Origin of the sequence: Kitasatospora sp. NPDC127067, assembly GCF_042724755.1 — a bacterium.
GTDB lineage: Bacteria > Actinomycetota > Actinomycetes > Streptomycetales > Streptomycetaceae > Kitasatospora > Kitasatospora lactacystinica.
The window spans coordinates 1-21,822 of the sequence record NZ_JBHXEM010000135.1 but is presented as its reverse complement, the minus strand read 5'-3'; the positions used below and the strand labels follow the sequence as shown (position 1 = coordinate 21,822).

The following is a 21,822-nucleotide window of genomic DNA, read 5'->3' as shown; positions in this document are numbered from 1 at the left end:
CCCCGAGACGGCTCGGGGTACGGCTCCGGGAGCGCCGGCGGGAACGCCGGCGAGGCGCGCGTCAGGCGAGCGGCGCCTTGGTGCGCAGGACCTCGACGAAGGCGCGCAGCCACCCCGGGTGGTCGGGCCAGGCGCGGGCCGAGACGACCGTGCCGTCCACCACGGCCTCGCCGTCCACGAACTCGGCGCCCGCCGCCTTGATGTCCGGGGCCAGCGCCGGGTAGGCCGAGGTGCGGCGGCCGTTCAGCACGCCGGCGGCGGCGGTGATCAGCGGGCCGTGGCAGATCTGGGCGACGGGCTTGTCCTCGGCGAAGAAGTGCTGCGCGATCCGCTGCACGTCCGGGTCGTTGCGCAGGTACTCGGGGGCGCGGCCGCCGGGGATGACCAGGGCCACGTAGTCGGCCGGGTCGACGTCGGCGAGGGCCACGTCGGCGGGCCAGGTGTAGCCGGGCTTCTCGGTGTAGGTGTCGAAGCCCTCGACGAAGTCGTGCACCACGAACTGGAGGCGCTTCTTCGTCGGGGCCGCGATGTCGACCTGGTAGCCCTCCTCGCGCAGCCGCTGGTACGGGTAGAACACCTCCAGTGACTCGGCGGCGTCCCCGGTGACGAGCAGGATCTTCGATGTCATCGCCGACATCCCTCCACGTGGTCGAGCCTCAGGTCGGGTACGGGCGCCGGGCGGTGGCAGCCGACCCGGGCCCGGTCCAACCTCCCGTACCGGGGTCACCGTTGGCAACGGGGCGCACCGGGCGCGCAACGGCGCATGTGGACGTGCGCGCGCCGGTTGCGGGGAGTGAGCGCCGGTGGGGCGCCCGGCTGCGGAGGACGGCGGCCCGGGTCCTAGACTCCTGCTGCCCGTGACCGTCCCCCTCCCGGAGAAGCCCATGCCCGACCGCACCACCTACCTCGTCCTGCCCGGCTACCAGAACTCCGGCCCCGAGCACTGGCAGACCCGCTGGGAGGCGGCCGAGCCGGACTCCTTCCGCCGGGTCGAACAGGCGGACTGGGACCACCCGGAGCGGACGGACTGGGTGGCCCGGGTGGACGCGGCGGTGGCCGCGGCCGCCGCCCGGGGCCCGGTGGTACTGGTCGCCCACAGCCTGGGCTGCGTCACGGCGGCCCACTGGGCGGCCACCGCCGCCGCCGGGCGGACCGCCGCCGTCCGGGGCGCGCTGCTGGTGGCCCCGGCGGACGTCGACACCGCCGAGGTCCCGGAGCTGGTGGGCTTCCGCCCGGTGGCACTGGAGCCCTTGCCGTTCCCGGCCGTGGTGGTCTCCTCGACCGACGACCCGTGGGTCTCCCCCGAGCGGGCCCGCGCGTTCGCCGCCGCCTGGGGCGCCCGGTACGTCGAGTCGGGCGCGTACGGGCACCTCAACTCCGACTCCGGACTGGGCGACTGGCCGGAGGGCCGGAAGCTGCTCGCCGAGCTGTGACCACGACCACGGGGGAACGGGGAACGGGGGCGGAGGAACGATGAACCGGAGGACGACGAACCGACGCACGTCCCGGTCCAGGCGCGTCCTGGTCCGGCTGCTGGCGGCCGGCGGGCTGGCCGCCGTGCTGCTCTACACCGAGGGGCAGTGGGAGAGCCGGTCGGGCGGGCGGATGCTGGTGGCCGACCTGTTCAACCGGCCGGAGCTGCTGCTCGGCGGCGCGCTGGCGGCGCTGATCGCGGCCGCCTGGCTCGGCGACCTGCGCGCCGCGGTGCGGACGGCCACCCGGACCGTCACGGTGACCGCCGGGGTGGTGTTCCTGCTCGGCGTGGTGGCCGCGCACAAGGTGTCGGCGGCCGAGACCCGCAGCCGGGAGGACGCCCCGGCCGGGGCCGAGCGCGCCCTGGTGGTGGTGCACCGCTCGTACGCCACCGGGCCGGAGTCGGGCGAGCACTGGCAGGTGCTGCTGGAGAGCGGTGAGGGCTGGTCGGCCCGGCGCTGGTCGCTGGCGGACGTCGGCAGGGACCGGGGCGACGCCCGGCTGGTGGAGGCGAGCTGGACCGGGCGGGAGCAGATCACCGTGGTGACCGACTCCTACCGGCGGGTGTTCAACCTCGACCAGGACAGCGGGGAGCCGGTCGCGGCGCGGTAGCCCGACCCGACCCGAGGCCGTCGCCCGTGGGCAGCTGGGCGTCACTGCTCCGTCATGTGCGCGATCATCTGCTCCCGGACCCGGTCGAGGTGGCGGGCCATCACCTCGGCGGCACGGTCGGCCCGGCCCTCGGCGACGGCCTCCGCGAGGTGCTCGTGGTCGGTTATCGAGGCCTCGGTGTGCGAGGCCGGCACGTTGTGCCGACTGCGGAGCACCGCGATCTGCTGGTGCACGCGCTCCACCTGTTCGGCGATCCGGGGGCTGCGGGCCGCGTCGAGCAGCGCCTGGTGGAAGTCGAGACTGCTGCGGTGGGCGAACCGGCGGCCCCCGGTCATCAGCTTCCTCGACTGTTCGCACGCCCGGCGCAGGGCCGTGACGTCCTTGCGGTCGCGCCGCTCGGCGGCCAGGCGCGCGGCGGCGGTCTCCAGCGCGGACCGCAGCTCGAACAGCGCCTCGACCTCCCGCGGGCCGGCCTCGAAGACGACGGCACCCTTGTTGGGCACGTGCACGAGCAGGCCCTCGCTGACGAGCTGCCGGATGGCCTCGCGCAGCGGTCCCCTGCTGATGCCCAGCTCGCGGGCGACCTCCACCTCGTTGATCCGCGTTCCGGACGGGATCTCGCCGGTGAGGACGCGCTCGCGGAGCGTGCCCACGAGCTGGCCCGCCAGGCCGCGCCGGAGGGTCTCTGGCATGGGTGGTGTCCGTCCGTTCGGGACTGGCCGCCGCTGTCGTCCGGCCAGGTCGGGGGTGTGCCCGGGGTGATGGGCCGGAGCGCCGTGGCGTCGGCGGCCGACGGTGGCACAGGGCCGCGTCCGAGTATGTCAGCACCCGGCGGGGACATCGGCGCGGACCACGTTAAAGTGATAACTGTTGACACTTCGAGTCGTCCTTTCGGCCGTGCGGCCGTGGAGAGGGGAATGCGCTGTGCACGCGATGGTGGCGGAGGTGTGGCGAGGTGACTTCCTGGAGTCGGTGCACCACGGGACGGTCCTCGCACTCGGTCCTGACGGGCGGACGGTGCTGAGCGTCGGCGAGACCGACCGCCCGATGTACCCCCGGTCGTCCAACAAGCCGCTCCAGGCCCTCGGCATGCTGCGTGCCGGACTCGACCTGGACGGCGAACTGCTGGCCCTGGCCTGCGCCAGCCACTCCGGCGAGGCCTTCCACCTCGACGGCGTCCGCGAGATCCTCGGGGGCGCCGGCCTCGACACCGGCGCTCTGCGGTGCACGGCCGCGCTGCCCATCGGGGAAGCCGCACTACGGAACCACCTGGCGGCCGGCGGCGGCCCCACTCCGCTGACGATGAACTGCTCGGGCAAGCACGCCGCGATGCTCGCCACCTGCGTCGCCAACGGCTGGGACACGGCCACCTACCTCGACCCCGGCCATCCCCTGCAGCGGGCCCTGCTCGACACCGTCGAGGACCTGGCCGGCGAGAAGGTCGCCGCGACCGGCGTGGACGGCTGCGGAGCCCCCCTGTTCGCCATCGGCTACCGCGGCCTGGCCCGGGCCTTCGCCGCACTGGCGACGGGCCCCGCCGGGTCCCCGGAGCGGCGGGTCGCCCGGGCGATGAACCAGCACGCCGAATACGTCGGCGGGACCGGTCGGGACGTGACCCGCCTGATGCGCGCGCTTCCCGGCTCGGTCGCCAAGGACGGCGCGGAAGGGGTCTACGCCCTGGCGCTCCCCGACGGCTCCGCCGTCGCGCTCAAGATCGCGGACGGCTCCACCCGGGCCCGTCCCGTGGTGCTGGCCGCCGCGCTGCGACGGCTCGGCGTCCCGGTGGACACCGACGACACCCTCGCCGAACTGGCCGTCGTCCCCGTCCTCGGACACGGCGAACCGGTCGGCGCGGTGCGCCCGGCCCGGGCGCTCCTGGACGGTTCGCCGCTCCGGCCCACCGAACCCGGCGCCACCGCCCCGACGGCCTGACGGCCTGCCGCCGCCCGGACGCACGGCGGAACCCCCGTCCGCCCGCGCGCCGCGGCCCCGCACGAGTACGGGTACTCGGGCGGGGCCGGGCGGCTCACCGGTCCGCGGGGTCCGCGGTGCCGGGCGGGGCGAAGGGCCCGGTGCGGCCGGGGGTCGGGGTGCCCCCGCGCGGCCTGCCGGTGTTCCCCGGGCCGCCGGTGGCGGGGGCGACGGTGCAGGTGGCCGAGCCCGGCGTGCCGCCGGGGGTGGGGCAGTTGGTGTCCCGCCGCACCGGGTCCGGGATGTAGACGGTGGTGAAGTCCTTCTCCGGCATGCTCCGCACCGCGTCGCTCATCGCCTGCTGCCAGATCGGGCCGGGGCCGGTGGCGCCGAAGACCTCGGCCTGGTACTTGCCGCCGATCCGGATGTTGCGCATCGGCACCTTGGTGCCGGGGCTGCCCAGCCAGACCGAGCCCGCCAGGTTGCCCGTGTAGCCGGTGAACCAGGCCGACTTCTTCTCGTCCGTCGTCCCGGTCTTGCCGGCGATCTGGCGGCGGTCGTCCAGGCCGAGGTCCCGCGCGGTGCCGCCCTTCTCGGTCACCCCGAGCAGCACGCTGTTGATCACGTCGGCGGTGTCCTCGGACATCGCCGGGGTGCACCGGGCCTGGGGCACCGGGACATCGGCGCCGCCCACCGTGGTGATCCGGTTGATCGCCATCGGCGCGCAGTAGGTGCCCCGGGCGGCGAAGGTCGCGTACACGTTGGCCATGGTCAGCGGGCTGACCTCCTGGGTGCCGAGGCCGAGCGCCGGCACCTCCTGCAGCGCCGAGCCGTCGGCCTTGCCCTCCATGCCCAGCTTGTTGGCCATCTGCTTGACGGCGCAGAGGCCGATCTCCTGCTCCATCTGCACGAAGTAGGTGTTCACGGAGAGCGCCATGGCCTGCTTGAGCTCGTACGGGCCGACCTCGGAGGTGCTCTCGTTGGGGATGGTCCCCTCCTTCTTCCCCTTGCTGAGGTTCTTCCAGGTGCCGTCGCAGGTCCGCATCGTCGGCCAGTCCATCCGGTTGGGCGAGTCGTACCGCTGGGTGGGCGACAGCCCGGCCTCCAGGGCGGCGGCGGCCACGATCGGCTTGAAGTTGGAGCCGGGCTGGAAGCCGATGCCGCCGCCCATCGCCGCGTCCACGTTGTAGTTGACGACGGTCTCGTTCTTCTCCTTGGCCAGGCCGTACGGGCGAGTCTGCGCCATCGCCAGGATCTTGCCGCTGCCGGGCTCGACCATCGTCATCGCGGCCGAGACCGGGTCGGTGACGTACACCTTGGTGGAGACGGCGTTCTGGGCCGCGGCCTGCTTGTCCGGGTCCAGCGTGGTGTAGATGTTCAGGCCGCCGGTGTCCCACAGCTTCTTGCGCTCCGCCGCGGTCTTGCCGAACGCCGGGTCCTGCTTGACCACGTGGCGCACGTAGTCGCAGAAGAAGCCCATCCCTGCCTGGGCGGTGATGCAACCGTTGCGCGGGTCCTTGTAGTTGAGGCCGAGCGGGGCGGCCTTCGCCTCCCTGGCCTGCTCCGCGGTGATGTGCTTGTTCTCCACCATCTTGTCGATGACGGTGTCGCGGCGCTTCTGGGCGGCCACCGGGTGCAGCTTCGGGTCGTACTGGGACGGGTTCTGCACCAGCCCGGCGAGCATCGCCGCCTCGGGCAGGACGAGGTCCTTGGCGTCCTTGCCGAAGTAGCGCTGGGAGGCGGCCTGGATGCCGTACGCCTGGTGGCCGTAGAAGGTGATGTTGAGGTAGTTGGTGAGGATCTGCTCCTTGGTCAGGTCCTCCTCCAGCTTGATCGCGTACCGGAGTTCCTGGATCTTGCGGCCGAGCGTCTTGCGCTGCGCCTCGCGCACCGCGTCCGGGTCGTCCCCGGCCTTCTCGACGTTGACGTTCTTCACGTACTGCTGGGTCAGGGTGGAGGCGCCCTGGACGGCGGCTCCGCTCTCCGCGTTCTTGGTGATCGCGCGCAGGATGCCCTTGAGGTCGACGGCGCCGTGCTCGTAGAACCGGGCGTCCTCGATGTCGACCTGCGCCGTACGGATCAGCGGGGACATCTGGTCGGCGGGTATGACGGTCCGGTCGCGCTCGTACACCTTGGCGATCAGACCGCCGTTGGCGTCGAAGATCTGGGTCGCCTGGCTCAGCGGCGGGGTCTTGAAGTCGTCGGGGATGCTCTCGAAGCCCTCGGCGCCGTTCTTCGCCCCGAGTCCGACCGCCCCGGCCGCCGGGAGGATCAGGCCCGCCAGCAGGATGCCGCCCAGCACGCTGGCGCCGAGGAAGGTGGCCGCGTGGCCCAGGATGCCGAGCGGGGTCTCGCGGCGCCTCGGGCGCGGCACCCAGGTGTCGCCCGGGTCCGAGGCGGCGGGTATGCGGCTCTTCGGTGACATAGATCGAACATTACGGCCGTCAACAGGCCGTGGGGGGCGGGTGCCGGCGAAGGATTGTCACAAAATCGCGACGGATTCGACTCGTTCCCGAGGGCCGAACGGGCGTGCACGCAGGAACAAGGGCCGTTCGTCCACGGCCCGTTGCCCCCGCGCGCTGCGTCCCGTGCCTGTCCGGCCCTACCCGCCCGGCCTTCCCCGCCCGGTCTTCACTCGCCCGGTCTTCACCGGCTCGGCCGGGGTCGCGCGGGCCGCGGCGCTCAGCCCGCCGGGCAGAAGACGTCCCGGGCCGGGCGGCGGCCGGTGACCAGGTAGTCCGTCACCACCTGGTCGCCGCAGGCGTTCCCGTTGGCCCGGTACACGTCGTGGCCGCCCGAGTCCACCGCCACCATCCGCGCCCGGTCCCCGAAGGCCGCCCGCAGCTTGAGCGCACCGGCGTACGGCGTCGCGGGGTCGCGCAGGTTCTGCGTGAGCAGCACGTTGGCCGGGCCACGGTCGGTCACCCGCACCGGCGGCTCGGCGGGCGCGAACGGCCAGAAGGCACAGGGCATCACGTTCACCGGCAGGCCGGCGGTGAGCGGACGGGCGGCGCGGTCCGCGGTGACGGCCTTGGCGTAGCTCGCCGGGTCGGTGGGCCACTTGACGTCGTTGCAGAGGGTGCCGACCGAGACGGCGAGGGTGTTCTGCACCGCCTGCAGCTCCCGCTCGCCCAGCTTGGGCGGGGCGGGCAGCGGAGCGCGGCCGAGACCGGCCAGCATCAGCCGGGCGAGGACCGGGAACTTCGCGTCCGCGTACATGCTCTCCAGCAGGGTCTCGCGCAGCACGTTGCCGTTCAGTTCCGCCGGGTTGGCGCCCTCCCAGGGCAGCGGGGCCCGGTCGAGGCGGGCGGCGAGGTCGAGGAAGAGCGGGCGGACCTCCTCGGGGGTGTCCGCGACCCGGTCCGGGTTGTCCGGGGCCGACGCCCAGGCGGCGAAGTCGGGGAAGCGGTCCTCCACGCCCCGGCCGTAGTTGTCCAGCCAGCCGCGCCCGACCCGGGTCGGGTCCGGGTCGTCGTTGCTGTCCAGCACGATCCGGTCGGTGCGCTCGGGGAACATGGTGGCGTAGACCGCGCCCGCGTAGGTGCCGTACGAGACGCCCCACAGGGAGAGGCGGCGCTCGCCGAGGGCGCGGCGGACACTGTCGATGTCGCGGGCCTCGTTGGCGGTGGAGATGCTGCGCAGCACCGGGCCGCCGTTGCGCGCGCAGGTCTCGGCGACGCGGCGGGCGGCGGCCAGGTTCCCGTCGATCGAGCCGTCGGCGGCCGGCCAGGGACGCACCTTGACCATCGACAGGTCGGCGGTGTCCAGTGCGCAGCTGACCGGGGTGGAACGGCCGACGCCGCGCGGGTCGAAGCCGACCACGTCGTAGCGGTCCCGGACGGACTGCGGCAGGTGCCCCGCCATGCCGTGGACGAGGTCGAGGCTGGAGCCGCCCGGTCCGCCGGGGACGGCCAGCAGCACGCCGCGGCGCAGGCCTGGATCGGCGGCGGCGATCCGGGAGACGGCGAGGGTGATGCGGGGGCCGTTCGGGTCCGCGTAGTCCAGCGGGACGGTGACCTCGGCGCAGCGCTGGGGGCTGTCGGCCGGGGCGTCCGGACAGGCGGCCCAGGCCAGGCCGTCCCTTCCGGGCGGTGCGGTGCCGGTCGCGCCGGCGGGCAGGGCGCTCAGCGCGGTCACGGCGAGGGCGGCGGCCGCGGTGACCGCGGCGGTGATGGTGCGGGTGGGCTTCGTCATGCCCAAGAGTCTGCTGCGGCACGGGACTTGGTCCCATCCGGACAGCGGGCCGGTCGGGGGTGGGGAAATCCCCCGGGGACGGGGTGGAGACCGCCGTCGGTCGCGGTCTCCAGCCGTGGAGGGTGGGGGCGGTGGGCCGGGCCGGGTTCGCCGGGCCGGGTTCGCCGAGCCTGTTCGGCGGGCCTGTTCGGCGGGCCTGTTCGCTCAGAGGCCGAGCAGGCCCGGGTCGGTGGCCAGGGCGCGCAGCGGCTCGCGCGGGTCGGCGACCAGCCTGCGCTCCGTCAGGTCGAGGATGCCGCCGACGCCGGTGATCTCGGCGGCCAGCACGCCGTCCTCGCGGACCAGCCGCTGCACCAGCTGGAAGGTCTTGCCCTCCCGCCAGGTGAACGAGCAGCCCACTTCCACCGAGTCGCCCGCGCGCAGCTCCCGCAGGTACTTGACCGTGGTCTCCAGGACGACCGGGCCGACCCCCTCGGCGACCAGGTCCGCCTGGCGGATCCCGGCCGCCCGGAGGTACTCCCAGCGGGCGTGCTCGGCGTACTGGAGGTAGACCGCCTGGTTGAGGTGCCCCTGGGAGTCGGTCTCGTACCCGCGGACGGTGATGCGTGTGGTGAAGTCGTGATCACTCATGCCCGCACGCTACTCCGGGCCGCGGGCGTGCCACCTCGTGTCCTGCGTCACCCCCGTCATGCCGTCATGCCGTCGGGTCCGGCCTCCGGGATCACCCGGTCAGGACGTCCAGCACCGGCGTGAGGGCGTCCGGGCGCCGGTCGACGGGCAGGTGCTCGACGGGGTGGAAGCCGCAGCCGAGCGCGGTCGCACCGCCGTCGCAGGTGCGGTCGTCGCCGACCATCAGGACGTCGGCCGGGGCGAGCCCGAGCCGCTCGCAGGCGGTCTCGAAGATCACCGGATCGGGCTTCTGCGCGCCGACCTCGTACGACAGCACGTAGACGTCGACCAGCTCCGCCAGGCCGTACGCGCGGAAGACCGGCCGCAGGTCCCAGCCGATGTTGCTCACCACCGCGACCGGCACGCCCCGGCGGCGCAGCTCGCGCAGCACGGCGGCGGTGTCCGGGTACGGCCGCCAGTTCGCGGGCGCCCAGTGGGACTCGTAGAGGGCGTCCACGTCGAGGGCGGCGGGCGGCTCGGCGTCGCGGGTCAGCGCGGTGTACGCGGCCCGGTGCAGCTCGGGGGTCAAGTCCCGGGTGTCCCACGCCGGCTGGACCTCCGGCCGGATCCGCCGCGGCGGCACCCCGCCGGGCAGGGCACCGAACTCCTCCAGCCGGGCCACCAGTTCGGCCTCCTCCCGGGCCGGCAGGACGAGGCCGGTGGCGGCGGTGTGGGCCGCCAGCCACTCGGCGGTGGAGACGACGCTGAAGAGGGTGCCGGAGAAATCGAACATCACGCCTTTGGTCATGGACCCCGAGCTTAGGGCGTGCCTTGTGGACCTTGTCGGATCAGGGCAGGGTGAGAATGCGCGGACCGTCCTCGGTGATGGCGACGGTGTGCTCGACGTGGGCGGCGCGGCTGCCGTCGACGGTGCGCAGGGTCCAGCCGTCCGGATCGGTGCGGTGGTCGTCGCGCCCGCCGGCCAGCAGCATCGGCTCGATCGCCAGCACCAGGCCGGGGCGCAGCGGGTAACCCCGCCCCGGGCGGCCCTCGTTGGCCACGTGCGGGTCCTCGTGCATCCGGCGGCCGATGCCGTGCCCGCCGTAGCCGTCCAGCAGGCCGTAGCGGCCGGCGCGGGCGACGGTGCCGATGGCGTGGGCGATGTCCCCGGTCCGGTTGCCGACCACGGCGGCGGCGATGCCCGCTTCCAGGGCGCGTCGGGTGGTCTCGATCAGGGCGGTGTCCTCGGGGCGGGCGGTGCCGACGGTGAAGCTGACCGCCGAGTCCCCGGCCCAGCCGTCCAGGAGGGCGCCGCAGTCGATGCTCACCAGGTCGCCGTCGCGCAGCCGGTAACCGGTCGGGATGCCGTGCACCACGGCGTCGTTCACCGAGGCGCAGATGACGGCCGGGAACGGGACGGGCGCGAAGGACGGGCGGTAGCCGAGGAACGGCGAGGCGGCCCCGGCGGCCTTGAGCACGCCCCGCGCCACCTCGTCCAGCTCCAGCAGGCTCACGCCGGGCGCCGCCTGCTCCCGGACGGCCGCCAGCGCCTGCGCGACCACCCGTCCGGCCTCGCGCATCGCGGCCAGCCCGGCGTCCGACTTGAGTTCGACCATGGTGCTTCTCTCCCCTGGATCCAATTCTTATACCGGTATTTGTATCACGGTTGCCGGGCGTGGACGCCGGGCGGCGAGGGGGCCGTAGACTCGTCGGCATGGTGAGGACTCCGCTGACCCCGTGGGAGCGCGAGCGCGGCGAGCGCTTCGGGGCGCTGCTGCGCGAGGCGCGCGGCGAGCGCAGCATGGTCGAGGTGGCCGCGGCGGCCGGCGTCTCGGCCGAGACGCTGCGGAAGATCGAGACCGGCCGGGCACCGACGCCGTCCTTCTTCACCATCGCGGCGCTGGCCTTCGCGCTCGACCTGTCCATGGACGAACTGGCCGCCGCGTGCGCGCCCCCGGAGAGCGGCGAGGCGCTCTCCGCCTAGCGCACCCCTCCGCGGCGCCCGCACGCGGACCGTTAACATCCGGTGACGCGGCCTCCCGGACCGGGTACTGCTCAAGCCGGTGCTGGTGTGCCCCGTGTACTGCCGGTTCTGCTTCCGCCGGGAGGTGGTCGGCCCGGGCGACTCCATGCTGAAGGAGGGCCAGCTCGCCGCCGCCCTCGACTACATCCGCAGTCACCCGGAGATCTGGGAGGTGATCTTCACCGGGGGCGACCCGCTGATCATGTCCCCGAGCCGGCTGCGGCCGATCCTGGCGGCGCTCGACGCGATCGAGCACGTCAAGGTGATCCGCTTCCACACCCGGGTACCGGTGGTGGATCCGGACCGGGTGACCGAGGAACTGGTCGGGGCGCTCACCCTGGACACCCCGGTCTGGGTCGTCGTGCACACCAACCACAGCCAGGAGATCGGCCCCGGCGCCCGTCGCGCGCTGCGGCTGCTGGCCGGCTCCGGCATCCCGCTGGTCAGCCAGACGGTGCTGCTCAAGGGGGTCACGACACCCCCGAGGCGCTGGAGGACCTGTTCCGCACCCTGATCGTGAACCGGGTCAAGCCGTACTACCTGCACCACGGCGACCTCGCCGTCGGCACCAGCCACTTCCGCACCACCATCGCGGAGGGGCAGGCGCTCGTCCGCCGGCTGCGCGGCCGGGTCTCGGGCATGTGCCAGCCGACATACGTGCTCGACATCCCCGGCGGCCACGGCAAGGTGCCGATCGGCCCGGGCTACCTGAACGGCGACGGGACCGTGACCGACCCCTGGGGCATCACCCACACCCACCCGCCCCGGAGCAGCACGGACTGATCCTGCGGCAGTGCCCGGGGAGCCGACCGGCCGACCGGTCCGACGAGCGCCGAGCACTGAAACGACCGAGCACCGAGGACCGACCGCCCGACGCCGAAGGGAACCACCGGCCCATGGTCACCGAACCCACCCCGTTGCCGACCGGACTCCGCCGTCCCGACCCGCTCCCGGAGCTCCGCGACCGGCGTGATCGGCAACGCCGTCCGCCACCCGGGCGGAACGCTGACCCTGATCGGGGCCTCGGCGATCTGGGGCCTGTGGACCACCGCGGAGAAGTACGCCCTGCGCGGGCTCCCGGTCGTGACGGTGCTCGCCGTCTCCCTGGTCACCGCCGCCGCCCTGCCCTGGGCCCTCCTGCTCCGCCGGGGCCACCGGCGCCCGCCGCGCGACCAGCTGCGGCGGCTCGCCCTCCTCGGGCTGTTCGAGCCGATGGTGGGGTACGGGGCGATCGGGCTGGGGATGGCGCACATCGACGCGACCCAGGCCTCCGTCCTGCGCGGCTCGGAGGCCTGCTTCGTGGTCGCGCTGGCCGCGCTGGTCGGCCGCCGGGCACCCACGCCGCGCGCCGTCGGCGGCGTGGTGCTGGGCGCGGTGGGCATCGCGGCACTGGGCGGCAGCCACGCCGTGTTCGGGCTCGGTACGGGGGACCTCCTCGTCCTGCTCGGCACGGTGGCGGCCGCGGCGGCCACCATCCTCACCGGACGGATCGTCCGGGACACCGATCCGCTGGTCGCCACGGCCTACCAGTTCGGCTTCGGCCTGCTGTTCACCGTGCCGCTGATCGCCGGTCAGTGGCTGCTGGGCGGCGGCCTGACCACCGACGGGGCCCGCCCGCTGCACTGGCTGGTCGCGGCCGGGGTCTGCGGCGGCGGGCCGGCGGGCGCGTTCCTGATGTACAACCGCGCCGTGACCCGGACCCCGGTCACCACGGCGGGCGTGCTGCTGAACATCGTCCCGGTGTTCGGGCTCGCCTTCGCGGTGCTGCTGCTGGGCGAGCGCATCGACGCCTGGCAGTACGGCGGGGCCGCGCTGATCCTGGCCGGGATCTTCCTCTTCTCCGAGGCGGACACGGCGTAGCGGCGGCCCCGACGGCGGCGGCCCGCCCTGCGCGCGGTGCGCGGGGCGGGCCGTCGTCGTGCCGGCGTTCGGCCGCGGCGGTTCCGATGGTCAGCCGCGGCGGCTCCGGCGTTCGACCGCGGCGGTTCGGCCGCGGCCTCTCCGGCGTTCGACCGGGGCGGTTCAGCCGACCGAGCTGTTGTAGCTCTCGATCGCCGGCTGGAGCTCCTTCGCGGCGTCGGCCAGGGCCTGCTGGGCCGGCTTGGTGCCCGCGATGGTCTGCTCGATCGCGGTCTCCACGCCCTTGCGGGCCTGCGGCATCACGCCGAGCAGGCAGCCGGCCGTGGCCGGGGTCGGCTTGGTGGCCTTCAGCTGGTCGATCGCGGTCTGGAACTGCGGGTACTTGGCCACCCACTCCTTGTCCTTGGGGTCGTCCAGGGACTTGGTGTTGACCGGGAAGTAGCCGGTGCCGGTGTGCCAGACGGCCTGCTGCTCGGGGGCGGAGACGAACTTCTCGAACTCCCAGGCGGCGCGCTTCTCGGCGTCCGAGTGGCCGGGGCCGCTGATCCACAGCGAGGCGCCGCCGATCACCGGGCCGCCCTGGTCGGCGGCGTCGACCTTGGGGAAGGCCGCGGTGCCGACGCCGAACTTCGCGGCCTCGGTGTAGCCGCGCAGCACGCCGGTGGACTCCAGGTGCATCGCGACCGTGCCGGCCTTGAACGCGGCCTGGGCGTCGTCGGTGGTGCGGCCGGTGTTGGCCGCGTAGCCGCCCTTGACCAGGTCGGCCCACCACTGGACGATCCGGGCGCCCTGGGCGGAGTCGAAGACGACCTTGCCCGCCTTGTTGCCGCGGCCGTTGTCGTTGTCGCAGTACATGGCGCCGGACTCGGCGAGCAGCTGCTCCACGAACCAGCCGTAGATGGCGGCGCCGAAGCCGTACCGGACGGTCTTGCCGTCGGCGTCCTTCTTCGTCAGCTTCTTGGCCAGCTCGCCCAGCTCGTTGAGGTCCTTGGGCGCCTGCGCCGGGTCGAGGCCGGCCTCCTTGAAGGCGTCGGTGTTCAGGTAGAGCAGCGGCATCGAGGAGTTGAACGGCATCGACTGGAGCTTGCCGCCGACCGAGTAGTAGTTGCGGATGTTGGCGTCGAGGTCGTCCAGCGAGTAGCCGTCCTTGTCGGCGAAGGCCTGGGCCGGGACGGTCTGCTTGGAGTCGATCATGAACCGGGTGCCGATGTCGTAGACCTGTGCCAGGGCGGGGGTGCCCTTCTGCTGCACCGCGGCCTTGTACTTGGTGACCAGCTCGTCGTACTTGCCCTGGAACTGCGCCTTGACCTCGACCTTGCCCTGGTGGGCGGCGTTGAACTGGCCGACCAGCCCGTTCAGCACGTCGGCGTTCTTGCCGGTCATCGAGTGCCAGAACTCCACGGCGGTGACACCGGAGGCCTGGTCGAGCGCCTGGGCGCCGGGCGCTCCGGCGTCGGAGGAGCCTCCGGAGCCGGAACCGGAGCCGCTGGAGCTGCAGGCGGTCAGGGAAAGGCCGGCCACCAGCAGGGCCGCGAGCGCGCGCGCACTCTTCTTCACGAGGGTTCTCTCTCTATCCGGGAAAGCGGGGGACGTGGACGGGACACGCGGTCAGCGGACGGCGCCCGCGGTGAGGCCGCGGACGATGAAGCGCTGGCCGAAGACCACCAGGGCGAGGGTGGGCAGCAGGGAGAGCACGACACCGGCCAGGATCAGCCCGGGATCGGCCATCTCGGAGTCGCGCAGCGAGGTCAGACCGATCTGGAGGGTCTGCATGTTCGCCGTGCGGGTGATGATCAGCGGCCAGAAGTACTGGTTCCAGGCCGACAGGAAGACGTAGATCGACAGCGCCGCGAGGGCCGGCTTGTTGAGCGGGACGACGATCCGCCACAGGAAGCGCCAGTGGCCGGCCCCGTCGATCCGGGCCGCGTCGCGCAGTTCGCCGGGCAGCTGGCGGAAGGCCTGGCGCAGCATGAAGGTGCCGAAGCCGGAGGCCAGGAAGGGCAGCACCAGGCCGAAGTAGGTGTTGCCGAGCCCCCAGCCTGACAGCGTCAGGTAGTTGGGGATGATGATGGCCTCCCACGGGACCATCAGCGTGGCCAGGAACACCCCGAACACCACGGCCCGGGCCTTCATCGGCAGGAACACGAACGCGTACGCGGCGAGCACCGAGGTGAACAGCTGGGCGAGCGTGATGACGGTCGCCACGATCGCCGAGTTGGCGTACTGGCGGGCCAGCGGGATGGCCTCCACGGCGCCGGAGAAGTTCCGTCCGGTGACCGAGTGCGGCACCAGGGCCGGCGGGTAGGAGGAGAGTTCGGACGGACCCATGAAGGCGCCGGCGATCGCGTAGTAGACCGGGAAGGCCACGGTGACGACCGCGACGGCGAGCAGCAGGTGGACGGCGGCGCGGCCGAGCAGGTCGCGCGGGGAGCGCCCGGCGAGGGCACGTGCGCGCGGTCGGGGCGCCTCGGCCCGCGCCCCGGTCTCGGTCTCGGTCTCGGTCTCGGTGGTCAGGGTGGTCATGCGTAGTGCACCTTCCGCTCCAGGACGCCGAACTGGACGGCCGTGCAGGCGAGGACGACCACGAGCAGCACCACGGCCTGGGCGCTCGCGGTGCCGAAGTCGCTGGAGCCGTAGGCGAAGGCCTTCTCGTAGACGGAGTAGACGAGGGTCCGGGTGGAGCCGTCCGGCCCGCCCTTGGTGAGGATGTGGATCTGGCCGAAGCTCTGGAGCGCGTGGACGGTCGAGACCACGGTCAGGAAGAACAGGTTCGGTCCGAGCATCGGGACGGTGATCGAGCGGGCCAGCCGCAGGCCGGAGGCGCCGTCGATGCGGGCCGCCTCCAGGACCTCCCCCGGGATCGAGCCGACGCCCGCGGAGAGCACCAGCACGTTGTAACCGAGGTTCATCCACACCGTGGTGACGGCCACCGAGAGCAGCGCGTACCGGGAGTCGGTCAGCCAGCCGACGGGGCCGAGGCCGACGTGCGAGAGCAGGCCGTTGAGCACCCCGCTGGCGGGGTTGAAGAACACCGCGAAGACCACCGAGGCGCTGGCCACCGAGAAGGCGAACGGCAGCGCGAACGCCGAGCGCAGCAAACGAACGCCGCGGATCCGGTTCTCCAGGAGCAGCACCAGCACCAGCGCGCCGAGCACTCCGGGCACCACGGTGAGCAGGGTGAACAGGGCCGTGGTCGTCAGGGTGCGGCCGAAGTCGGCCGAGGCGAACAGGTCGGTGTAGTGCTTCGTCCCCACGTAGCGGGAGGGCGCGCCGAAGAGGTCGTTGGCGTGCCCGCTGAGGTAGACGGTCCGGCCCAGCGGGTAGCCGATGAAGAGGACGAAGACCACCAGGGAGGGCAGCAGGAAGGCCCAGGCGAGCCCGTGTTCGCCCCAGCGCCCTCCCCGTGGGGAGCGGCGGCCCGGGAGGGGCCCGGTGTGCGGTGCGGTCGGCATCTTTCGCGCGTCCGCCTTTCGTGATGTCGGTTCCGGCCGAAACCGTGTCTTGCCCGAACGACGGCGTGGAAACCCCGTGGTGATCAACGGGTGTCGCCGGGATTACGCGTTCGCGTCAGATCCGGCCGGTCGTGCCCGGACGGGCGGCGGAGGGGCCGCGCACCGGCGGCGGGCGGGCTGTCGAGCGGTTCACCGCGTTGTCGGAGGGGTGGCGTACGGTGCGCGGGTGGACGAAACGGAATTCGACATCCCGGCGGCAATGGCCGAAAGTGTGCGCTCCCGCGCGGGTGCCTGGGCGCTCGTCAGGGGCTTCGCCGCCTACTGGGGCGAGCCCCTGGGGCCGGGCGACGGCTTCACGGACGCGGAGCTGGACGCGGCCGAGCGGCGGCTGGGTCTGCGGCTGCCGGTGGCGCTGCGCGAGGCGTACCGGCTGTTCGGCCGCCGGGCGGACCTGACCAGCAGCCAGGACGTGCTGCTGACGCCGGACGAGCTGCACGTGCTGGACGGCGCGCTGGTGTACCGGGCGGAGAACCAGGGCTGTGCGCACTGGGGCGTGCCGCTGGACGCCCTCGACCGGGAGGACCCGCCGACGGTGGGCCGGCTCGACCTGGCGGACAAGTCACAGGAGCGGTGGGAGCCCTGGGAGGAGCGCTTCTCGACGGCGGCCGCGGCGATGGCGATGATGGAGAAGCTGCTGGAGGAGCACGAGCTGACCGACTTCCTCGAATTGGAGGACGAACTGCCGGACGGTCTCCTGGAATTGCCCGCACTCGGCCGCAACTTCCGCTGGTACCAGGGCCCGGAGGTGCTGGTCGGGGTGGCCGAGGAGGCCTGGGTGGCGGCCCGCGCCCGCACCCCGCAGGCGCTGGACGCGCTCTGCGGGGTGCTGCCCGGGGAGTGGCTGGGCGAGTAGCCGGCCGGCGGGCGGGCGGAGGGGCTGCCGGGCGGAGGAGGCTGCCGGGCGGAGGGGCGGATGGACTGCCCGGCGGGGGGCGGGTCAGGCGGAGGAGCCGCCGTCCAGCACCAGGTCGCTGCCGACGGTGTAGCCCGCCTCGTCGGAGGCCAGGTACAGCACCGCGGCGGCCACCTCCTCCGTCGCGCCGACCCGGCCGACCGGGACCTCGGCCCTCATCCGCTCGGCCTTGGCCTCGGCGTCCTCGCCCGGCCGGGAGGACATCGGGGTGTCCACCGCGCCGGGGCTGACGGTGTTGATCCGCACGCCCTCGGCGATGTGGTCGAGGGCGGCGGCCCGGGTCAGCACGGTGACCGCGGCCTTGCTGGCGGCGTAGGCGCCGACGCCCGCGATCCGCTTGTGGGCACCGAGGTTGGACGAGACGTTGACGATCGCGCCGCCGCCGTGGGCCCGCATGTGGGCGATCTGCGCCTGCATGGCGAGCAGGGTTCCGGTGACGTTGACGCCGATCACCCGCTGCCACTCCGCCTCGTCGATGTCGGCGACCGGGCCGGCGGCGCCGAACACTCCGGCGTTGTTGACGGCGACGTCCAGGCCGCCGAACCGCTCGACGGCCTCCCGGACCAGCCGGGCGGCGTCCTGGGCGTTCGTCACGTCGCCGGTGAGCGCGACCGCCTTGCCGCCGGCCCGCTCGATCAGCTCGACGGTCCCGGCGAGCGGGCCCGCGCCGCGGCCGGCGACCGCGACCCGGGCGCCCTCACGGGCGAAGGCGAGCGCGACGGCCCGGCCGATGCCACTGCCGGCGCCGGTGACCAGGACGGACTTGTCGGCGAAACGCGTGGTCATGAGGTGAACTCCTTGATGCGGTCGGTGTGTTCGGTTGCGGTGGGGCTGGTGGGACTGGTGGTCCGGGGCAGGGCGGCGACCGCGACGGCGGTGAGCGCCAGCCCGACGGCGGCCGCCGCGAAGGCCGCGGCGTAGCCGCCGACCACGCTCGGGCGGGTGGCGGCGAGCGCCATCAGGGCGGCCAGTCCGGCGGTGGGGCCGAGTTCCATGGCCGTGTTGAACACTCCCGCGGCCAGTCCGGTGCGCTCGGGCGGCACCCCGCCGGTGGCGAGCACGGTCGCACCTGCGAAGGCCGCGGCGGCGCCGGCGGGCAGTAGGAGCAGTCCGGGCAGCAGTCCGGGGGCGTAGCCGCTGCCGGGGCCGAGCCCGGCCAGCAGGCCGAGTCCGGCGGCGGCCAGGGCGAGGCCTCCGGCGGTGACCGCCACCGGGCCGTACCGGGCGCTCAGCGGGCCGGCGAGCCGACCGGAGAGCAGCAGGACGGCCGCGTACGGCAGGAAGGCGGCGGAGGTGGCCGCGGCGCTCCAGCCGCGCAGCTGCTGGAGGTAGAGCGACAGCAGGACGAAGGTGAGCGCGGTGCCGGCGGCGGTGGCCATGACGGCCGCGAGCGCGGTGGCCCGGCGCCGGTCGGCGAGGAAGCCGGGCGGCAGCAGCGGGTCGGCGGTGCGGCGTTCGGCGGCGGCGAAGGCCGACAGCAGGAGCGCCCCGGCGACCAGCGGACCGTACGTCCCGGGGCTGCGCCAGCCGTGTTCGGTGGAGGCCACCAGGGCGTAACTCGCCGCGCAGACACCGGCGGTGGCGAGGGCGGCACCGCGCAGGTCCAGCGCCGGGCGGGCGCCGACCGGGGCGGCCGCGGGCAGGGCCGCGGAACGGACGAGGCCGAGCAGGGCGACCAGTACGGGCACCGCGAACAGCCAGCGCCAGGAGACCGCGGCGGCGACCGCGCCCGAGACCACGCTGCCGACGGTGGCGCCGAGCACCGACAGACCGCCCCAGGTGGCCATCGCCCGCCGGTAGGCGGCCGGTTCGGGGTGCAGCACCCGGACCACCGCGACCGCCGCCGGGGCGGTGAGGGCGGCGCCGACGCCCTGCCCGAAGCGGCTCGCCAGCAGGACGGGGTAGCCGGGCGCGAGGGCGCAGGCGATCGAGGCGGCGGCGAGCAGCGCCAGGCCGGCGCGGAGTACCGGGCGGCCGCCGTGGCGGTCCGTCAAGCGGCCGCCGAGCAGCAGCAGGGAGCTGAAGGAGAGCCCGTAGGCGGCGCTGAGCAGCAGCACCCCGGACGGGCCGAGCCCGAACTCCCGCGCCACCAGCGGCAGCGGCACGGTCAGGATCATGATCGTGAAGATCAGCACTGCCTGGACGACACCGAGCAGCGCGAAGCCGTACCGGCCGGTAGTGATGACGGCCACGTAAAACTCTCCCCCCTATAAAGACCGTTCGATCCAGAATGAGCCCCGAAAAAGACGCCGGCCCGGGCCGGCCGGCGTCAGTCCAGCAGTGCCAGCGCCTGCTCGGCGGCGTCCCGCGCCCGGGGCGCGCCGTCGGCGGTCTTGCCCACCACCCGGATGCCCTGGAGCAGCACGACCAGCATCCGGGCGAGCGTCCGCGGATCCCGCCCGGCGGGCAGTTCGCCCTGTGCGGCGGCCCGCGCCAGGGCGGCGGTGAGCAGTGTCTCCAGGCGGTCGAGGCTCGCCTCCACCCGGCGGGACGCCACCGGGTCGTGCGGGGCCAGCTCCACCGCCGTGTTGGTGACGAAGCAGCCGCGCCGACCCTCCTCCTCGTCCGTCACGGCGTACCGGCGGACCAGCGCCCTGACCGCCGGCAGCGCCGGGCCGGGCCGGGAGAGGTCGAGCAGCCGTGCCGAGTCGCTCTGCTCGCAGTAGCGCTCCAGCGCCCGCAGGTACAGCTCGCGCTTGCTGCCGAAGGTCGCGTAGATGCTGGCCCGGGCGATGCCGAGCCGCTCGACCAGATCGGCCATCGACGTCGCCTCGTAGCCACGCTGCCAGAACAGCTCCAGGGCCGCCTGCAGCGCCGCGTCCGGGTCGAATTCCTTCGTTCGCGCCATGCCGGGAACAGTAGCCGTTTCTGGACCGAGCGGTCAAGAAAGAGCAACTATTGGTCCAGACCTGATCTCTGACGGAGCATTGCCAAGTGGACTAGACCAAGGCTACCCTTACCGCTCCCATCCACCTCCTTCCCCCACAGGAGGCGTTTCGCATGCCCGCACACCGCCCCAACCACCCCCGGCAGACCGCCGACGCCGCCAGACCCGTCGTACTGACGGCCTTTCGGATCGTCGTCGGCCTGCTCTTCGCCTGCCACGGCGCCGCCTCGCTGTTCGGCGTGCTCGGCGGCGCCAAGGGCGGCGGCACCGTCCCGCTCGGCCAGTGGCCCGGCTGGTGGGCCGCGCTGATCCAGCTGGTCGGCGGCGCCCTGGTGCTGCTCGGCGCCGGCACCAGGGTGGCCGCCCTGCTCTGCTCCGGGTCGATGGCCTACGCCTATTTCACCGTCCACCAGGAGCGCGCCCTGCTGCCCCTGCAGAACGGGGGCGAGGCCTCGGTACTGTTCTGCTGGGCCTTCCTGGCCATCGCGATGCTCGGCTCCGGCCCGTACGCCCTGGACCGGCTGCTCACCCGCAGGCCGCCGGCCGCCGCGGCCGAACCGGCGATCCGGCCGACGTCCACGGTCTGACCGGCCGGCTGTCGCCAACCATCTTCCGGCGAAGCCTGTCTGACGGTCCGTCGGCCGTCAACGGCCCGACGGGCCCTCAGCGGTCCGACGGGCCCCCGGCGGCCAGGTGCCGCTCGACCGAGGCGACCTTGGCGGTGAGGCCGTCGGTGACCCCGGCCCGGTCGTCGATCTTGATGACCGTGCTCACCCGGTTGCCGTACGCCTTCACCGCCTCGATCGCCGCCCTGATCACCGGCATCACCTCGTCCCACTCCCCCTCGATGCTGGTGAACATCGCGTCCGTGCGGTTCGGGAGACCGCTCTCCCGCACCACCCGGACGGCGGCGGCCACCGCCTCCCCCACGTCCTCGCCGATCCCCAGCGGGGTCACCGAAAAAGCTGCGATCACGGCTCTGCGCTCCTTGTGCTGGACGACACACGGGTCGCCGGCCCGGGCCGACCGGGACCAGCGACCAGGTTAGGCCTGGACCCCGACTCCGCGGCCGACCGGGAACGCACCGGATCGCTCCTCGCCTGCCGGACCAGAACCGCGCAGCCTGCCACCGGCCGGCTCGGCGGCGGGCACGATCCGCGATCCGCACCACCTCCGAACGGGCGCCGAGCCGGGTGCGTCCCGGGCGGGGACCGGTGTCCGCACTTAGGCTGTGGTGAGACGTTGCCACACGATGGAGGCGGCCGTTGCCGGCCGCGGGTGGTCGACCACCCACATCCGTGGCGCGCCGCCTGGCGTCGGGGTGAAGGAATCCGCCAGAGCCTGTCGATCCACGTGACCACGACGAGCCGTGCGGGAGAAACCGATGGACGAGACCCTGTGGCCGGTCGGGCCGCCCCGGCCGAAGGGGGCGGCACCGCACGTCGCGCTCGTCAACATGCCCTTCACGTCCGCGCGCAGTCCCTCGATCCAGCTCGGGCTGCTGACAGCGGTGCTGCGACGGCACGGTGTCCCGGCGACGTCGCTCTACTTCAACCTGGACCTGGCCGCGTCGCTCGGTTGGGACCTCTACGAGGTGCTGTGCAACGACCGCACCCTCCTGCTCGGCGAGTGGCTCTTCTCCCGCGCCGCCTTCCGCGCGGACGCGCACGACGCCTCCGGCTACGTGGAGGCGCTGCGGGGTGATCTCGGCGAGCACCTGCGGGCGATGGACCGCGACGTCGACTTCCTGCTGGACCTGCGGGAGCGGGTGCTGCCGGAGTTCGTCGAGGAGTGCGTGCGGCGGGTCGACTGGTCCGGCTTCGACGTG

General features: G+C 73.6%; 23 protein-coding genes and 1 pseudogene. 10 read left to right on the top strand and 14 right to left on the bottom strand.

The genetic code is table 11. The features are described from left to right. Positions 1-61: 61 nt before the first annotated feature. Positions 62-628, bottom strand: coding sequence for a DJ-1/PfpI family protein (locus tag ACFWJ4_RS34930; RefSeq protein WP_359912504.1), 567 nt, complete (start codon positions 626-628; stop codon positions 62-64). A gap of 229 nt (positions 629-857) precedes the next feature. Between ACFWJ4_RS34930 and ACFWJ4_RS34925 the strand changes: the two genes are divergently transcribed. Continuing rightward, the gene (locus ACFWJ4_RS34925; protein ID WP_380551563.1) at positions 858-1,433 is read left to right on the top strand and encodes an RBBP9/YdeN family alpha/beta hydrolase; all 576 of its coding nucleotides are present in this window, start codon (positions 858-860) and stop codon (positions 1,431-1,433) included. A 40-nt stretch (positions 1,434-1,473) separates the two neighbouring features. Continuing rightward, positions 1,474-2,085 carry a hypothetical protein gene (locus ACFWJ4_RS34920; protein ID WP_380551560.1) on the top strand — a complete coding sequence of 204 codons (612 nt, stop codon included), beginning with the start codon at positions 1,474-1,476 and terminating at the stop codon, positions 2,083-2,085. Between the two features lie 41 nt (positions 2,086-2,126). Here the strand turns inward: ACFWJ4_RS34920 and ACFWJ4_RS34915 are convergent, their stop codons facing one another. Beyond that, positions 2,127-2,777, bottom strand: a complete 651-nt coding sequence (locus tag ACFWJ4_RS34915; RefSeq protein ID WP_380551557.1) for a GntR family transcriptional regulator — start codon at positions 2,775-2,777, stop codon at positions 2,127-2,129. A gap of 241 nt (positions 2,778-3,018) precedes the next feature. Between ACFWJ4_RS34915 and ACFWJ4_RS34910 the strand changes: the two genes are divergently transcribed. Further along, positions 3,019-4,017: an asparaginase gene (locus ACFWJ4_RS34910; RefSeq protein ID WP_380551566.1), complete on the top strand. Its 999-nt coding sequence runs from the start codon at positions 3,019-3,021 to the stop codon at positions 4,015-4,017. A 94-nt stretch (positions 4,018-4,111) separates the two neighbouring features. Here the strand turns inward: ACFWJ4_RS34910 and ACFWJ4_RS34905 are convergent, their stop codons facing one another. From ACFWJ4_RS34905 to map, 5 genes are all read right to left on the bottom strand, one after another. Further along, on the bottom strand, positions 4,112-6,421 hold the full coding sequence (locus ACFWJ4_RS34905; RefSeq protein WP_380551554.1) for a transglycosylase domain-containing protein: 2,310 nt from the start codon (positions 6,419-6,421) through the stop codon (positions 4,112-4,114). A gap of 257 nt (positions 6,422-6,678) precedes the next feature. Next, entirely contained in the window at positions 6,679-8,190 is a 1,512-nt protein-coding gene (locus ACFWJ4_RS34900) for an alpha/beta hydrolase (RefSeq protein ID WP_380551551.1), read from the bottom strand. A 204-nt stretch (positions 8,191-8,394) separates the two neighbouring features. Next, positions 8,395-8,820 (bottom strand): acyl-CoA thioesterase, encoded by a 426-nt coding sequence (locus ACFWJ4_RS34895; RefSeq protein WP_380551548.1) that lies wholly within the window; start codon positions 8,818-8,820, stop codon positions 8,395-8,397. 91 nt (positions 8,821-8,911) lie between these two features. After that, a complete protein-coding gene (locus ACFWJ4_RS34890) occupies positions 8,912-9,607 on the bottom strand; it encodes an HAD family hydrolase (protein ID WP_380551545.1) in 696 nt (231 codons plus the stop codon). A gap of 40 nt (positions 9,608-9,647) precedes the next feature. Next, positions 9,648-10,415, bottom strand: a complete 768-nt coding sequence (gene map, locus ACFWJ4_RS34885) for a type I methionyl aminopeptidase (protein WP_380551542.1) — start codon at positions 10,413-10,415, stop codon at positions 9,648-9,650. Between the two features lie 98 nt (positions 10,416-10,513). Between map and ACFWJ4_RS34880 the strand changes: the two genes are divergently transcribed. From ACFWJ4_RS34880 to ACFWJ4_RS34865, 4 genes are all read left to right on the top strand, one after another. Continuing rightward, complete coding sequence (locus ACFWJ4_RS34880; RefSeq protein ID WP_359912472.1) at positions 10,514-10,783, top strand: helix-turn-helix transcriptional regulator; 270 nt, start codon at positions 10,514-10,516, stop codon at positions 10,781-10,783. 79 nt (positions 10,784-10,862) lie between these two features. Beyond that, complete coding sequence (locus tag ACFWJ4_RS34875; RefSeq protein ID WP_380551539.1) at positions 10,863-11,336, top strand: radical SAM protein; 474 nt, start codon at positions 10,863-10,865, stop codon at positions 11,334-11,336. Between the two features lie 2 nt (positions 11,337-11,338). After that, a complete protein-coding gene (locus ACFWJ4_RS34870) occupies positions 11,339-11,605 on the top strand; it encodes a hypothetical protein (protein ID WP_380551536.1) in 267 nt (88 codons plus the stop codon). A 186-nt stretch (positions 11,606-11,791) separates the two neighbouring features. Next, a complete protein-coding gene (locus ACFWJ4_RS34865) occupies positions 11,792-12,682 on the top strand; it encodes a DMT family transporter (protein ID WP_380551533.1) in 891 nt (296 codons plus the stop codon). Between the two features lie 162 nt (positions 12,683-12,844). On the opposite strand, the gene ACFWJ4_RS34860 is transcribed toward ACFWJ4_RS34865, so the two are convergent. Genes ACFWJ4_RS34860 through ACFWJ4_RS34850 form a run of 3 tightly spaced genes read right to left on the bottom strand, consistent with a single transcriptional unit; the run spans position 12,845 to position 16,134 of the window. Continuing rightward, a complete protein-coding gene (locus ACFWJ4_RS34860; RefSeq protein ID WP_380551531.1) occupies positions 12,845-14,239 on the bottom strand; it encodes an ABC transporter substrate-binding protein in 1,395 nt (464 codons plus the stop codon). 51 nt (positions 14,240-14,290) lie between these two features. Continuing rightward, positions 14,291-15,205, bottom strand: coding sequence for a carbohydrate ABC transporter permease (locus ACFWJ4_RS34855; protein ID WP_380551528.1), 915 nt, complete (start codon positions 15,203-15,205; stop codon positions 14,291-14,293). Next, a complete protein-coding gene (locus tag ACFWJ4_RS34850) occupies positions 15,202-16,134 on the bottom strand; it encodes a carbohydrate ABC transporter permease (RefSeq protein WP_380551525.1) in 933 nt (310 codons plus the stop codon). Before ACFWJ4_RS34850 ends, ACFWJ4_RS34855 begins: the two co-directional genes overlap by 4 nt. A 226-nt stretch (positions 16,135-16,360) precedes the next feature. Between ACFWJ4_RS34850 and ACFWJ4_RS34845 the strand changes: the two genes are divergently transcribed. Continuing rightward, complete coding sequence (locus ACFWJ4_RS34845; RefSeq protein WP_380551522.1) at positions 16,361-17,047, top strand: SMI1/KNR4 family protein; 687 nt, start codon at positions 16,361-16,363, stop codon at positions 17,045-17,047. Between the two features lie 84 nt (positions 17,048-17,131). On the opposite strand, the gene ACFWJ4_RS34840 is transcribed toward ACFWJ4_RS34845, so the two are convergent. The 3 genes from ACFWJ4_RS34840 to ACFWJ4_RS34830 form a co-directional block, all read right to left on the bottom strand. Further along, positions 17,132-17,893, bottom strand: a complete 762-nt coding sequence (locus ACFWJ4_RS34840; RefSeq protein ID WP_380551519.1) for an SDR family NAD(P)-dependent oxidoreductase — start codon at positions 17,891-17,893, stop codon at positions 17,132-17,134. Continuing rightward, a complete protein-coding gene (locus tag ACFWJ4_RS34835) occupies positions 17,890-19,299 on the bottom strand; it encodes an MFS transporter (protein WP_380551516.1) in 1,410 nt (469 codons plus the stop codon). The genes ACFWJ4_RS34840 and ACFWJ4_RS34835 overlap by 4 nt, the downstream gene beginning before the upstream one ends. Positions 19,300-19,376: 77 nt before the next feature. After that, complete coding sequence (locus ACFWJ4_RS34830) at positions 19,377-19,955, bottom strand: TetR/AcrR family transcriptional regulator (protein ID WP_380551514.1); 579 nt, start codon at positions 19,953-19,955, stop codon at positions 19,377-19,379. 152 nt (positions 19,956-20,107) lie between these two features. On the opposite strand from ACFWJ4_RS34830, the gene ACFWJ4_RS34825 reads away from it, so the two are divergent. Then, entirely contained in the window at positions 20,108-20,581 is a 474-nt protein-coding gene (locus ACFWJ4_RS34825) for a DoxX family protein (protein ID WP_380551511.1), read from the top strand. Between the two features lie 76 nt (positions 20,582-20,657). Here ACFWJ4_RS34825 and ACFWJ4_RS34820 read toward each other — a convergent pair whose 3' ends face one another. Beyond that, a complete protein-coding gene (locus ACFWJ4_RS34820; protein WP_375875015.1) occupies positions 20,658-20,969 on the bottom strand; it encodes an MTH1187 family thiamine-binding protein in 312 nt (103 codons plus the stop codon). Between the two features lie 409 nt (positions 20,970-21,378). Between ACFWJ4_RS34820 and ACFWJ4_RS34815 the strand changes: the two are divergent. Continuing rightward, positions 21,379-21,822: pseudogene (locus tag ACFWJ4_RS34815) on the top strand (hypothetical protein); the annotation flags it as partial.